General features: G+C 55.8%; 11 protein-coding genes. 8 read left to right on the forward strand and 3 right to left on the reverse strand.

The window, feature by feature from the left end; translation table 11 throughout:
* Nucleotides 1-22 precede the first annotated feature (22 nt).
* From AC2Q8J_RS12800 to hemE, 6 genes are all read left to right on the forward strand, one after another.
* Nucleotides 23-2,203 carry a type IV pilus secretin PilQ gene (locus tag AC2Q8J_RS12800; RefSeq protein WP_286693985.1) on the forward strand — a complete coding sequence of 727 codons (2,181 nt, stop codon included), beginning with the start codon at nt 23-25 and terminating at the stop codon, nt 2,201-2,203.
* A 7-nt stretch (nt 2,204-2,210) separates the two neighbouring features.
* A complete protein-coding gene (gene aroK, locus AC2Q8J_RS12805) occupies nt 2,211-2,741 on the forward strand; it encodes a shikimate kinase AroK (protein WP_204996216.1) in 531 nt (176 codons plus the stop codon).
* 53 nt (nt 2,742-2,794) lie between these two features.
* Nucleotides 2,795-3,883 carry a 3-dehydroquinate synthase gene (gene aroB / locus AC2Q8J_RS12810; RefSeq protein WP_204996217.1) on the forward strand — a complete coding sequence of 363 codons (1,089 nt, stop codon included), beginning with the start codon at nt 2,795-2,797 and terminating at the stop codon, nt 3,881-3,883.
* 158 nt (nt 3,884-4,041) lie between these two features.
* Nucleotides 4,042-8,490, forward strand: coding sequence for a glutamate synthase large subunit (gene gltB / locus AC2Q8J_RS12815; RefSeq protein WP_486451462.1), 4,449 nt, complete (start codon nt 4,042-4,044; stop codon nt 8,488-8,490).
* A gap of 28 nt (nt 8,491-8,518) precedes the next feature.
* On the forward strand, nt 8,519-9,937 hold the full coding sequence (locus AC2Q8J_RS12820; protein WP_204996219.1) for an FAD-dependent oxidoreductase: 1,419 nt from the start codon (nt 8,519-8,521) through the stop codon (nt 9,935-9,937).
* A gap of 88 nt (nt 9,938-10,025) precedes the next feature.
* Nucleotides 10,026-11,090: a uroporphyrinogen decarboxylase gene (gene hemE, locus AC2Q8J_RS12825; RefSeq protein ID WP_486451463.1), complete on the forward strand. Its 1,065-nt coding sequence runs from the start codon at nt 10,026-10,028 to the stop codon at nt 11,088-11,090.
* A gap of 57 nt (nt 11,091-11,147) precedes the next feature.
* Here hemE and AC2Q8J_RS12830 read toward each other — a convergent pair whose 3' ends face one another.
* Nucleotides 11,148-11,702 (reverse strand): NAD/FAD-utilizing enzyme, encoded by a 555-nt coding sequence (locus AC2Q8J_RS12830; protein ID WP_204996221.1) that lies wholly within the window; start codon nt 11,700-11,702, stop codon nt 11,148-11,150.
* Nucleotides 11,703-11,926: 224 nt separating this feature from the next.
* On the opposite strand from AC2Q8J_RS12830, the gene AC2Q8J_RS12835 reads away from it, so the two are divergent.
* Nucleotides 11,927-12,490, forward strand: a complete 564-nt coding sequence (locus tag AC2Q8J_RS12835) for a DUF1415 domain-containing protein (protein WP_204996222.1) — start codon at nt 11,927-11,929, stop codon at nt 12,488-12,490.
* Between the two features lie 10 nt (nt 12,491-12,500).
* Here the strand turns inward: AC2Q8J_RS12835 and AC2Q8J_RS12840 are convergent, their stop codons facing one another.
* On the reverse strand, nt 12,501-13,046 hold the full coding sequence (locus tag AC2Q8J_RS12840) for a DUF4136 domain-containing protein (protein WP_486451464.1): 546 nt from the start codon (nt 13,044-13,046) through the stop codon (nt 12,501-12,503).
* Nucleotides 13,047-13,134: 88 nt separating this feature from the next.
* Nucleotides 13,135-13,707 carry a DNA-3-methyladenine glycosylase I gene (locus AC2Q8J_RS12845; protein WP_424144692.1) on the reverse strand — a complete coding sequence of 191 codons (573 nt, stop codon included), beginning with the start codon at nt 13,705-13,707 and terminating at the stop codon, nt 13,135-13,137.
* Nucleotides 13,708-13,810: 103 nt separating this feature from the next.
* On the opposite strand from AC2Q8J_RS12845, the gene AC2Q8J_RS12850 reads away from it, so the two are divergent.
* Complete coding sequence (locus AC2Q8J_RS12850; protein ID WP_486451465.1) at nt 13,811-14,602, forward strand: M48 family metallopeptidase; 792 nt, start codon at nt 13,811-13,813, stop codon at nt 14,600-14,602.
* Nucleotides 14,603-14,620: the final 18 nt, after the last annotated feature.

The following is a 14,620-nucleotide window of genomic DNA, read 5'->3' on the forward strand; positions in this document are numbered from 1 at the left end:
AATTCGAGAGGCGGAGAGATTCATGAAAACCCGAACGCAGAAGCACCTCGCCGTGCAGTACATGGCGCGAGGCCATCGCGCACTTATGGGCCAGTGTTTACTGCTGATATCCCTGCTCGCGTCGGCCGCTGTGTCGGCATCGAATCTGACTGATGTGGAATTCAATGCCCTGGAGGGCGGCCGCTTTGAGGCGCGCTTCCAGTTTGATGGCGCTGCGCCCGAAGTGAAGGGCTACACCATTGAAAAGCCAGCGCGCATTGCATTGGACTTGATTGGTGCAAAGAATCAGCTCGACCAGAAAAAATTTCCGCTGGCGTATGACAATGCCAGCAGTGCCATTGTGCTGGAGGGGCGGGATCGCACCCGTGTGGTACTGAACTTAGTCAGCCTGGCGCCCTACGAAACGCGAGTGGAAGGGAACGAGTTGGTCGTCGCGGTAGGTGGCGGCGGCAGCAAGGCCTACCTCAAAGAAAAGTATAACAACCCTGTCTTGTCGATGGCTGAAGCCGCTCCTGAAGCGAGTGGCAATCGCATCACTGACCTGGATTTTCGCCGCGGCGATGCCGGTGAAGGCCGTCTGGTCATTAAGTTGGCTGACGACAAGGCGGACATTAATGTCTTTGTCGAAGGGCCGCGAATCAAAATTGATTTTAGTGGTGTTGCACTCCCAGAGAGCCTTCAGCGACGTTTCGACGTAGCTGATTTCGCCACGCCGGTTAAATTGATAGACGCGCGCATGGGGGAGAAGGGCGCGAAGTTATCGCTGGATGCGCGTGGAGAGTATGACTATCTCGCCTACCAAACCGACAATGAGTATGTGGTTAGCGTCAAGCCGCTGACAAAGGCGGAGGTGGAAGAGCGTCGCAAAGAATTTGCCTTTGTCGGCGAAAAGCTGTCGCTCAACTTCCAGGACATTGAGGTGCGCTCGGTTCTGCAGTTGATTGCCGACTTCACTGAACTCAACCTGGTGGCCAGTGATACCGTAAAGGGGAATATCACCCTGCGCTTGCAGAATGTGCCTTGGGACCAAGCGCTGGAGTTAGTGCTGAAAACAAAGGGCTTAGACAAGCGCCAAGTTGGCAACGTGCTGATGGTGGCGCCTGCTGCGGAGATCGCCGAGCGTGAGCGTCAGGAGATTGAGGCGCAGAAACAGGTCGAGGAGCTGGCCCCGCTACAGAGTGAATTTATTCGTATTCGCTATGCGGATGCCTCAGAACTCTTCAAGCTATTTAAAAACGAAGGTGATGGCGACGGTGGTAGCGGCGAGGGTTCTGCCAAGAGCATTTTGTCGCCGCGCGGGAATGTTATTGTCGATGAACGCACCAATTCTCTGTTGATTACGGAGACCGCGGATCGACTTGAAGAGTTTCGCCGTTTGGTGGCGCTGATTGATGTGCCGGTGCGCCAAGTACAAATTGAGGCGCGTATTGTTCGCGCTTCATCCGACTTCGATCGCGCTCTGGGTGTGCGTTGGGGCGGCGCCTACGTGAAGCAGAAAGGCAATGAAATTTATTCTGCAAATGGTGATTTGGAGAGTGATCAGGCCACACGAAATAATTTTGTCGACGCCTTGGTGAGCGGCTCAAACAGCTTTGACGCCGTCCCCGGTCTGGTGACAGATCTGGGTGTTGCCGGTGCAGCGGGCTCCTTTGCCCTGGGTTATATCGGCTCTGACGTGTTGCTGAACTTGGAGCTTTCTGCACTGGAGTCGAAGGGCCGCGGTGAAGTTGTCTCCCAGCCGCGCATCGTCACCGGCGATAAGGAGCCCGCCATTATCAAAGCGGGTACCGAAATTCCCTACCCAGAGAGTTCGGCCAGCGGTGAAACAACGATTGCCTTCAAAGAAGCGGTGCTGAAGCTGGATGTCACGCCAATTATTACGCCTGACGACCGAATTATTATGGATTTGATCATTAATCAGGATACGGTAGGGGATCTGGTGATCGCGACCGGTCTTGGTGGTCAGGTGCCGACCATTGACACTACCGAATTGCAGACGCGCGTTTTGGTCAGCAATGGTGAAACCGTTGTTTTGGGCGGCGTCTACGATCAGCTGGATGTTGAAACCGTAACGAAGGTACCCTTCCTGGGCGATATCCCCTTCCTGGGGCGTCTGTTTAAATCTACCAGTGTGACTCGCGAGAAGCAGGAAACACTTATTTTTATTACTCCACGGATACTCGCGGACAGTTTGATAGATTGATGGAGCAATGCGGAAAACGGAAGTTATATATTTAGTCGGGCCAATGGGGGCAGGGAAGAGCACCATTGGTAAGCTGCTGGCTGACAGCCTGAACATGGAATTCTACGACGTCGATCGAGAGATTGAAGAGCGAGCCGGGGTAGACATACCCTGGATATTCGACATGGAAGGCGAGGAAGGCTTTCGCGAGCGTGAGGCGCAGATGCTTAGCGACCTCAGTGACAGTCCTGGAGCGGTAGTTTCTACCGGTGGTGGTGCGGTGCTGCGCGATGATAATCGCGCATTGATGATGACGCGGGGTACGGTTGTTTATCTTCGCACCTCGGTTGACGAACAAATTCGGCGCACAGCGAAAGACCGCAAGCGGCCCTTGCTTCAGCAGGGTAATCCTGAGGAGACGCTTAGGCGCTTAATGGCCGAACGAGAGCCCCTCTATTTACAGTTGGCTGACTACAGTATTACCACTGATCAGCGAAGCCCACGCACAGTCGTGCAAGAGTTGGTTGAAAAAATTCGCAGCGGCGACCTGTCGTCGTGATGCTGATATAATTTCCCGCCTACCTCTTTCCACTAACAATATCGGGCAATTCCATGAAGCAGCTTCAGGTGTCGCTGGGTGAGCGCAGCTACCCTATTTTCATTGGTCGCGATTTACTGGCCGGCGAAGGCCTGGACTGGCAGCGTTACATAGGCGGCAAGCAGGCCTGTGTTGTTAGCAATGATCGCGTGGCTCCCCTCTACCTCGATGCAGTTGCTAGGCAGCTTGAAGGCAAGCAACTCTCCACGGTGGTTCTGCCCGACGGCGAAGCGAATAAGACGCTGGATGTTATGGCCACCGTTTTTGATCGCCTGCTCACCGATAACCACAACCGCAGCACTACGCTGATCGCCCTGGGTGGCGGTGTCGTAGGAGATATGTGCGGTTTCGCAGCAGCGAGTTACCAGCGAGGCGTCGCTTTTATTCAGCTGCCAACTACGCTGTTAGCGATGGTTGACTCCTCTGTTGGAGGGAAGACGGGCGTTAACCATCCGCTCGGTAAAAACATGATTGGTGCCTTTCACCAGCCTGAGTGTGTGGTGGCCGATCTGAGTTTATTGGACAGCTTGCCAGAGCGCGAATACGCGGCGGGTATCGCTGAGGTGATCAAGTACGGGCTCATTTGCGACGCGCCTTTCTTTGAGTGGTTAGAGCAAAATATCGATGCACTGATGGCTCGCGATGGCGAGGCCCTGGCTGAGGCGGTGTTTCGCAGCTGTGAAAACAAAGCCAAAGTGGTCGCTGAAGACGAGAGAGAAGGCGGGCGTCGCGCTATTCTGAATCTCGGGCATACTTTTGGCCACGCAATAGAAACCGCCGAAGGCTACGGAAGCTGGCTGCACGGCGAGGCGGTTGCCGCGGGAATGTCGCTGGCAATGGCCTTGTCAGTATCGCTGGGGTGGTTGGATGCAGAGGTATTGCGCCGTGGCAATGCGCTAATGGTGAAAGCCGGTCTGCCGATATCGCCCCCGCCAGCGATGAATGTGGCGCAGTTCCTGCAACTCATGGGCCGCGACAAGAAAGTGATAGATGGGCGCTTGCGCCTGGTGCTTTTACAGGGCCTGGGTGAGGCGGTAGTTACCGAGGCGGCGAGCCCGGAGCAAATCGCGCAGATATTGGTCGATGCAGGTGTCCAGCCATAAGATTTTTGGCTGAAATTTGAGCAATTTTTGGCCGGCGTTTGTCCGGCTTGCTGCATACGTGTAGAATGTCCCTCCTTTTTTCGGGTACGCAAGCGTGCGCCGAGCTGTCATTTCGACTATCTGCTTGTTTTTCTTATATATTTTGTGAGAGTCGTTTTATGAGTACAGGCCTGTACAGACCTGAAGATGTGCGCGACAACTGTGGTTTTGGGCTAATTGCCCACATGCAGGGCACTGCTAGCCACGAATTGTTGAAGACTGCCATCGAATCACTGACCTGCATGACTCACCGCGGTGGTATCGCGGCAGATGGCAAAACCGGTGATGGCTGTGGTTTGCTGTTGAAGAAGCCGGACAGCTTTCTGCGCCAAGCGGCCCGCGACGCCTTTGGCGGCGAGCTGACCGAGTTATATGGTATCGGCCAGATCTTTTTAAGCCAGGACGAAGGCAAGGCGGCGGCTGCGCGCGCGACTCTTGAAAAGATTCTTGGTGAAAACGGCCTGCAGCAAGCGGGCTGGCGCCCTGTGCCGGTCGATGCATCGGTGTGTGGTGATATCGCCTTGGCAAGCCTGCCACGCATTGAGCAGCTGTTTATCAACGTTGAAGGCCTGACTGCCCAAGAGCTGACCACGCGCCTGTTTATTGTGCGTCGTCAAGTCGAAATGGCGCTCGCTGATGACAGTGAGTTTTACATTTGTAGCCTGTCCGCCGATGTCGTGTCATACAAAGGCTTGGTCATGCCGGTGGATTTGCCCCATTTCTACCTCGACCTTGCCAACCCCGAGTTGGAAACGGCGATTTGTGTTTTCCACCAACGCTTCTCTACCAACACCATGCCGCGCTGGCCTTTGGCTCAGCCATTCCGCATGCTGGCTCACAATGGTGAAATCAATACCGTTGAGGGCAACCGCAACTGGGCGGACGCGCGCACCAAGAATTTCAGCAGCCCCCGCATTCCCGATGTAGAGGCTCTGGCGCCGCTGGTGAATCGCACGGGCTCTGACTCGTCAAGCCTGGATAATATGCTTGAGCTGTTGGTGGCCGGTGGTATGGATCTGTTCCGTGCCGTTCGCATGCTGGTGCCACCTGCTTGGCAAAATATCGAACACATGGATGCCGACTTGAAGGCATTCTACGAATATAACTCCATGCACATGGAACCCTGGGATGGCCCTGCGGGTTTGGTAATGACCGACGGCCGCTACGCGGTATGTATGTTGGACCGCAACGGTTTGCGTCCGTCACGCTGGGTCATCACCAAAAATGGTTTCATCACCGTTGCCTCGGAAATCGGCACCTACGGCTACCAGCCGGATGACGTTGTTGCCAAGGGGCGCGTTGGGCCAGGGCAGATTCTGGTTGTTGATACCGAGACCGGCGAAGTCCTGCACACGAAAGATGTCGATGAGCGGCTGAAAAGCGCCCACCCCTACAAACAGTGGTTGCGTGATAACGCGAATCGCCTGCAGGATCAGCTCGGCCAGGGCAATCGCCCGGCGTTGCCCGAAGCGGATCACTTGGAAAGCCTGCAAAAATATTTCCAGGTAAGCTTTGAAGAGCGCGAGCAAGTGCTGTCGCCTCTGGCCGATAGCGGTAACGAAGCCGTTGGTTCGATGGGTGATGACACGCCAATGGCTGTGCTTTCGCGCAGCGAGCGGTCGCTGTACGACTACTTCCGACAAAAATTCGCTCAAGTTACCAATCCGCCCATTGACCCACTTCGTGAGTCCATCGTGATGAGCCTGGAGACGTTGCTGGGCGCCGAGCAAAATGTCTTCGAGCAAACGGCCGATCACGCTGATCGCTTGATTCTAAGCAGTCCGGTTTTGTCGCCAGACAAGTTTGACCGATTGATGGCGGTAGACTCGCCACGTTATCCGCGGGTAACCATCGACCTTTGCTACGACCCTGCAGAGAAGAACCTGCAGCAAGCCGTTCGCGATGTGGCGGCGGCGGCAGAAGACGCCGTGCGCGGTGGCGATGTGATTCTTGTGTTGAGCGACCGTGCTGTGGAGCCCGGCCTGTTGACCGTGCACAGCTTGCTGGCCACCGGTGCGGTTCACCACCACTTGATCAAGCAAGGTCTTCGCTGTGATGCCAACCTGGTAATTGAAAGTGGTAGCGCTCGCGACTCTCACCAAATGGCCTGTCTGTTCGGTTTTGGCGCCACCGCCGTCTACCCTTATATGTCTTTTGCTGTACTGAGCGACATGCTGAGCAGCGGAGAAATTCTCGGTGACGAGCAAACAACCTACGAAAATTACGTTAAAGGCATTAACAAAGGCCTGCTGAAGATCATGTCGAAAATGGGGATTTCATCGATCTCCTCATACCGTGGTGCCCAGCTCTTTGAAGCCGTTGGCCTCGACGATGATGTGATCAATAGCTGCTTTAAAGGTGTGGCTAGCCGCATCGCCGGCGTTAACTTTGCTCAGCTTCAGCAAGACCAGGAAGCCCTGGCGACCATCGCCTGGCTGCCGCGCAAGCCAATCGATCAGGGTGGCTTGCTCAAGTACGTTCACGGCAAGGAATACCATGCCTTTAACCCGGACGTTGTGATGCGTCTGCAAGAAGCGGTTAAGAGTGGTAACTACGCTGACTGGAAAAAGTACGCAGAGCTGGTGAACACACGTCCGGTTGCTACCCTGCGCGACCTGTTGGATTTCAGCAGTGACGTCACCCCCATCCCGCTGGAGGAAGTTGAGCCCGCAGAGAAAATTCTCAGCCGCTTTGACTCCGCCGGTATGTCGCTGGGTGCATTGAGCCCCGAGGCTCATGAAGCATTAGCGGCGGCGATGAATCGCCTGGGTGCGCGTTCAAACTCCGGTGAAGGTGGTGAAGACCCCGCCCGTTTCGGTACCGAGCGCGTTTCAAAAATTAAGCAGATCGCATCGGGCCGCTTTGGTGTTACGCCTCACTACCTGGTGAATGCCGAAGTACTGCAAATTAAAGTCGCTCAGGGCGCCAAGCCCGGTGAAGGTGGCCAGCTGCCGGGTGGCAAGGTCAATGCCTTGATCGCGCGCCTGCGCCATTCAGTACCGGGTGTAACGCTGATTTCACCGCCGCCTCACCACGATATTTACTCTATCGAGGATTTGGCTCAGCTGATTTTCGACCTCAAGCAGGTGAACCCGCAGGCGCTGGTGTCGGTGAAGCTGGTATCTGAGCCCGGTGTGGGCACCATCGCCGCTGGTGTGGCGAAGGCCTATGCGGACTTGATCACTATTTCCGGTTACGACGGTGGTACGGCGGCGAGCCCGATCACGTCCATCCGTTATGCTGGCTCACCTTGGGAGCTCGGTCTGGCAGAAGCCCAGCAAACGCTGCGTGGCAATGGCCTGCGCGGTAAAGTGCGGGTGCAAACCGACGGTGGCCTGAAGACCGGCCTGGATGTCGTGAAAGCGGCTATCCTCGGCGCAGAGAGTTTCGGCTTTGGTACCACGCCGATGGTAGCTCTGGGCTGTAAATACCTGCGTATCTGTCACTTGAATAACTGTGCTACCGGGGTTGCGACTCAGGACGAACGCCTGCGTGACGACCACTTTATTGGCACGGTTGAAATGGTGATGAACTTCTTCAAGTTCGTCGCAGAAGAAACGCGTGAGTGGATGGCGCAGATTGGCGTACGCAGCATGGATGAGCTGATCGGCCGCACCGACTTGCTGGTTCAAAAAGCAGGCGAGACGGAAAAGCAGGGACTGTTGGACCTGTCGCCCATTCTTCACAAAGATGCCGATGCTGAAGGTCAGCCGGAGTTTTGCCAGGTTGCCCTCAACGAGCCCTTCGATAAAGGCGAAAAAGCCGAAGCAATGGTGGCGGCTGTATTGTCGGCCATCGAAGCAAAATCGGGCGGCGAGTATAGCTTCCACGTCAATAACTGTGACCGTTCGATTGGTGCGCGGATATCCGGTGAAATTGCCAAGCGTCACGGCAATCTGGATATGGAAGATGCACCGATTGTGTTGCGCTTGGAAGGTACTGCCGGCCAGAGCTTTGGTGTGTGGAACGCGGGCGGCCTGCATATGTACCTCGAAGGCGATGCCAACGACTACGTGGGTAAAGGTATGGCGGGCGGTAAGCTGGTGATATATCCCCCGCGTGGCAGTGCCTTTGCCAGTCAGGAAACCTCTATTGTCGGCAACACCTGCCTTTACGGCGCGACCGGCGGTAAGTTGTTTGCGGCAGGTACGGCGGGTGAGCGTTTCGCAGTGCGCAACTCCGGGTCTCATGCCGTGATTGAGGGGGCCGGTGACCACTGCTGTGAATACATGACCGGTGGCAATGTCACCGTGTTGGGCAACACCGGGGTGAACTTTGGTGCGGGTATGACGGGCGGTTTCGCCTACGTACTCGACGAAGAGAACACCTTCGTAGATCGCTATAACAGTGAACTGGTGGAGATCTGCCGGATCACCTCTGAGTCACTGGAAGCTTACCGCGCTCATTTGCGCGGCAATATCGAAGAGTTTGTTGAGGAAACAGGCAGTGCCTGGGGGCAGCATATTCTCGATAATTTCGACGACTACATCGGCAAGTTCTGGATGATCAAGCCAAAAGCAGCAAGCCTCAGCCGCCTGCTGGAAACCACCAGACGGCGTCCGGAATAAGTAGCCGCGTAGCGAAGAGGTAGAAGATATGGCTGAACGTTTGCAGAATACATTTCAGTTTCTTGATGTGGGTCGCCAAGACCCCAGCAAGAAAGATATGGTGCAGCGCCGCGAGGCTTTTGTAGAAATTTACGAGCCTTACAAAGAAGAGGAAGTTCAGCATCAGGCGCACCGCTGCCTGGGCTGCGGCAACCCCTACTGTGAGTGGAAGTGCCCGGTACATAACTTTATTCCCAACTGGTTAAAGTTGGTAAGTGAGGGCAATTTGTTTGAGGCGGCGGAATTAAGCCATCAGACAAACAGCTTGCCGGAAGTATGTGGACGCGTGTGCCCGCAAGACCGCCTGTGCGAGGGTGCCTGTACCCTGAACGACGGCTTCGGCGCGGTAACCATCGGCTCAACGGAAAAATACATTACCGACACCGCGTTGGAGCTGGGCTGGCGCCCAGACATGTCCAAGCGTGTATGGACCGACAAAAAAGTTGCCGTCATTGGTGCGGGGCCCGCGGGCATTGGTTGCGCCGACGTTCTGGTGCGTGCCGGCGTTAAGCCTGTAGTGTTTGATCGCTACCCTGAGATCGGCGGCTTGCTGACCTTTGGTATTCCCGAGTTCAAGCTCGAAAAGTCCGTGGTACAGCGTCGTCGTCGCGTGCTGGAAGAAATGGGCGTGGAGTTCCGCCTGAATACGGACATCGGCACCGACATCACGATGGAGCAACTGCTGGCCGATTACGATGCCGTGTTCATGGGAATGGGTACCTATAAGTACATGAAGGGCGGTTTCCCGGGCGAAGACCTCGACGGCGTGTACGACGCACTGCCGTTCCTGGTGTCTAACGTCAATCGCAACATGGGTTGGGAAAAGGATGCCGGCGACTTCATTAGCGTCAATGGTAAGCGCGTGGTTGTGCTTGGTGGCGGTGATACCGCAATGGACTGTAACCGCACGTCGATCCGCCAAGGTGCGCAAAGTGTAACCTGTGCCTACCGCCGCGACGAAGAAAACATGCCTGGCTCGCGTCGCGAGGTGCAAAATGCGCGTGAAGAGGGCGTGGAGTTCTTGTTCAATCGCCAACCTGTTGCCATTGTTGGCAACGGCAAAGTTGAAGGCGTAAAAGTGGTAACCACTCAGCTGGGTGAGCCCGATGAGAATGGCCGCCGCCGCCCGGAAGCGATTCCCGGTAGTGAAGAAATTATCCCTGCCGATGTGGTCTTGGTTGCCTTTGGTTTCCAGCCGAACCCGCCAGAGTGGTTAAAGGATCAGCAGGTTGAGCTGGAGTCCTGGGGCGGCGTTAAGGCGCCCGAGCAACAATTGTTTAAATTCCAGACCACAAACCCCAAAGTGTTTGCTGGGGGTGATATGGTACGCGGTTCCGATTTGGTGGTAACTGCAGTCTGGGAAGGTCGTCAAGCTGCAGAAGGTATTCTCGACTACCTGAAAGTATAGCCAACGACGGACGCCGAGCCCGGTTGTAGCAGCATTGCTGTGCCGACCGTGCTCGGCGTCGTCGTGTTTGAAGCAAGGTGATGGTGCCATGAGTGAATTGAAAAACGATACGTTTTTACGGGCGTTAATGCGCCAGCCGGTGGATTACACGCCGGTATGGATGATGCGTCAGGCTGGCAGGTATTTGCCTGAGTATCGGGCGACACGCGGTAAAGCGGGCGATTTTCTGTCGCTTTGCAAAAACACAGAGCTGGCTTGTGAAGTGACCCTACAGCCGCTGGAGCGCTACCCGCTCGATGCCGCTATCCTGTTCTCGGATATATTGACGATTCCCGACGCCATGGGCCTGGGGCTGTATTTTGAAACCGGAGAGGGGCCGCGCTTTCGCAAAACGGTGCGCAGCATGGCTGACGTAGAGGCGCTGCCGGTTGTCGATGGTGAAAACGACCTGACCTATGTCTGTGACGCCGTGCGAGCGATTCGCAGCGCTCTCAATGGTCGCGTGCCGCTTATCGGCTTTTCTGGCAGCCCGTGGACACTGGCCACCTATATGGTAGAAGGCGGCGGCTCTAAAGATCACGGGCGCTGCAAGGCGCTGGCGTTCGATGAGCCGGAAACCATGCACGCCCTTCTGGACAAGCTGGCGCAGAGCGTTACCGCTTATTTGAATGACCAGATTCGCGCCGGTGCGCAAGCGGTGCAGATATTTGATACCTGGGGCGGTGCGTTGGGGCACCGCGCCTACCAAGAGTTTAGCCTGCGCTATATGAAGCAGATCGTCGATGGCTTGATCAAAGAGCACGACGGCCGTGCCGTACCCGCAATTCTGTTCACGAAAAATGGTGGCCAGTGGCTGGAGAGTATGGCCGATACCGGCGCCAATGCACTGGGCCTGGACTGGACGACGGATATTGGTGCGGCGCGCAAACGGGTTGGCGACAAAGTGGCGCTGCAGGGCAATATGGACCCCGCTATGCTGCGCGCCTCACCCAAGCGGATTCGTGAAGAAGTGGCGACCATTCTTGCCGAGTATGGTAGCGGTGTGGGTCATGTTTTCAACCTGGGCCACGGTATTACGCCAGAGGTGGATCCCGAACATGCGGGGGCCTATATCAACGCGGTGAGAGAGCTGTCGCCGGAATACCACCGCTAAACAACGCATAAAAAAACCACGCTAAGCGTGGTTTTTTTATGGCTGTCTTGTGCCGGCTCAGGGCATAACCTCAACAAAGTGCCGCCAGCGGTTCTGCAAGCCGATTACCCATGCCGGAGCGCCTTCCCCGGTGCCGGAGAATTCCAGCTCTGGGTAGTGTGCGGTCACGCGGTTCAGGGCGCTTTGCTCACGACTGCCCGCATCGATCATTAGCAGGTGTCGCCCGCTACTCAGTGCTTGTTCAAAGCGCTTGAAGTCGTGGTGAGGCTCCTGAATACCGAATAAGCCGCCTTCCCAGGTGAAAAAGCCCAGAACCACGATTGCCAGAAAAACAAAGGGTGTCCAGCCGGCAATCTGCGTTACCCCAGAATAGTGAGCGCTCGCTAACACTAGGGCGAAGCCACCTAGGCCGATGAGTGCTCCGCGCTGCATGGCAAACACAACATCTTTGCGCAGTACCGCCTCCACCTCGTTGAGTTTACGCTGGGCGACACCACTATCATCGTGGCTGAGTACATGAATTTGAGGACGGGACAGGCCGTTCTCTTCCAGGTCGTGTTCAATGGCGGCTAACTTGTCGAGATTGTCCGCCAGAAAGAAATATCTTTTCATTGACTGCTCCCAATCTTATTCGCGGCGAGAATGCCGAATGTGTTAAACCGCTGACACCTCGGTTGTGCTCAATGTAAGTGTAGCAGTACCTACATTACGCGCTTGGCGCGCAGCTGGCTCTGCTTATGGCGAATCCGTCTAGCGCGGGTTGGCCAAATTTCGATCAGTTATATTGCGACGGGCCGGGAGGTATACTGGCGGCCTGAACACTAGGAGAAAAGAACATGTCGGACGTCGCGGCGGGTAAGGCGCAAATAGTGGCTGAAGTGAGTGATTGGCTGGACTCAGTAGTGATTGCTCAGCAGTTGTGCCCCTTTGCGGCGAGGCCCAGGCAGCAGGGAAGCATTCGCATTGCTGTTGCCGATGAGCAAGATCCGCAGGCGCTGCTCGAACGGTGTTATGCAGAGCTGATGAAATTGGCCGACACCGACCCCGGCACACTGGAAACCAGCCTGCTGGTGGTGCCAGCACTGCAAGAGAGTTTTGACGATTACTGGGAGTTTGTTGGCATTGTTGAGGACCTGCTGGAGAGCAGCCCTTGGCGCGGGCAGTTTCAAGTGGCCAGTTTTCACCCCGAGTACTGTTTCGAGGGTTGTGAGGCAAGCGATCCGGCAAATTACAGCAACCGGGCGCCGTGGCCAATTCTCCACCTCTTGCGCGAGGACAGCGTAGCCGCGGCGGTGGCCAGTCACCCTGACATCCACGGCATCCCGGAGCGCAATATGGCCCTGCTGCGGGAAATGTCAGCAGAGGCGCTGGCAGGCCTGTTTCCCTGGCGCAATCGCTAGCGCCGCAGCGTTAGCGCGGCGGAAATTGCGACCAAATTTCGCCAACGGCACTGTCTATTCGAGCTTGGTTAACCTTGGGGTCCTGGTCGTCCAGTTCAATGACCAGTGAACCGCGCCAGCTCAATGCTTTGCTGGACCCGTCCAGTAAGTCGATAAGAATTTGCACATTGCGATTGACCTTGTCCTTGCCGAGCGGCACGCCGACAGAGGTGCTAAGCCCGAAATTTCCGGAGAAACTGCCCAGTCCAATCCCCAGCCGCGGGCTGCGGTCAATGGTGTTGGCCGCCTGGGCAGTGTAGTAGCGCACCAGGAAATCGGCGCCGTCAGGACGCAGCTTATACAGGCCGGCATCCAATCGGGTTTTCAGCGCGCTTTTGACTTGTTCGGCGATAAACGGTGAGACACTTTTGTCGGCGCCGCTGTCTTCAGACCAGCTGTACTGCTGATAGCTAGCGAAGTTCGCGCGAGGATTGTAGTCGGTGCGTACATCCGTGCTGCTGCAGGCACTGACTAGCAAGGCAGTGAGCAGGCTGAGTGCAATTCGTGTGGTTGTCATGTGGAAGCCCCTTGTCGCGCTGTGCCGCGCCTAAATAGAGTATACGGTAATTAGTCCACGCTGGAGGCCATTAGTGCCCGAGCCAGCATCAGGCCAGGGCGGCACATTGTTGGTGAGCCGGGCAGGTGACCATATGGTCATTAACCAAGCCCATCGCCTGTAAATAGGCGTAACAGATCGTGCTGCCAAAAAAGCGGAAGCCGCGCTTCTTCATATCTTTGCTAATGCTATCTGAAAGCGACGTAGTGGCTGGGACATCGGCCAGGCTTTGCCATTGATTTTGAATCGGTCTGTGCTCAACAAAGCCCCACAGGTAGTGGGCGAAACTGCCATATTCCTGCTGTACTTCAAGAAAGCGCTGGGCGTTATTGATCGCGCTTTCTATCTTCATGCGGTTTCTAACAATCGCGGGGTCGGCCATTAAGCGCTCAGTATCGGCTGGCGTAAATGCCGCTACACGTTGCGCGGAGAAATTGGCGAACAGCCTGCGATAGCCTTCGCGCTTGCGCAGTATCGTTAGCCAATTCAGTCCGGCTTGAGCGGACTCGAGAATCAAAAACTCGAATAATTTGTCGTCGTCTCTGCAGGGCCTTCCCCACTCGTCGTCGTGGTAGCGTCGATATTGCTCGTCACTGCCACACCAGTCACACACTTCGCTCACGGGGCGTCCTCAGTTAAGGTGATTGCCAGCCAGGCTGGAGGCTGTGCCATAATGCATAACGTATCAAACGTATTCATAGATTGCCGCTTTTTGGAGAGAAGGAATGAAAACAATACGGATTGTCGCCCTTGCTGCTGCCGTACTTACCCTGCTTGCCTGTGTTGAGTCTCCGACTGGGCGGCGACAAATGATGTTGTTTTCTAACGGGGAAATGTCGCAAATGGGTGTTGTGGCCTTCGATGAAATGAAGCAGAAGATGACGGTCAATCGCGATGGCAAGGTCAACGGCTACGTCACCTGTGTTGCCGATGCAATCACGGCGCGTTTACCTGCACAGTGGCGCGGCAGTTGGGAAGTGGTGGTGTTTGAAGAAAAGTCCGCCAATGCCTTTGCGTTGCCCGGTAAAAAGATTGGCGTGCATACCGGCATCTTTAGTGTCGCGAAAAATGCCGATCAGCTGGCGACTGTGCTCGGCCACGAAGTCGCCCACGTGTTAGCGCAACACAGCGCGGAAAGAATGTCATTGCAAAGCGTCACCGGCACCGGTGCGCAGTTATTGGCGGTATTGCTGGGCGATAGCCCACAAAAAGCCACGGTGATGGGGATGTTGGGTCTCGGTGCACAATATGGCTTGGTGTTGCCCTACGGCCGTGCCCAGGAGTCTGAAGCCGATGTATTGGGAGTAGACCTGATGGCACGAGCGGGCTTTAACCCGGCAGCCAGTATCGATTTATGGAAAAACATGAGCGCCGCCGGCAATGGCCAGCCGCCCGAGTTTATGTCGACCCACCCCTCTCACCAGACCCGGATTAACGACTTACAACGCCAGCAGAAAAAAGCGGCGCCACTGTATCAGCAGGCGCGTGCTCAGGGCATTCGCCCTAATTGTGGTTAAGCTGCACTTGCCGCAACA

This window comes from Spongiibacter sp. C9W (assembly GCF_057370015.1).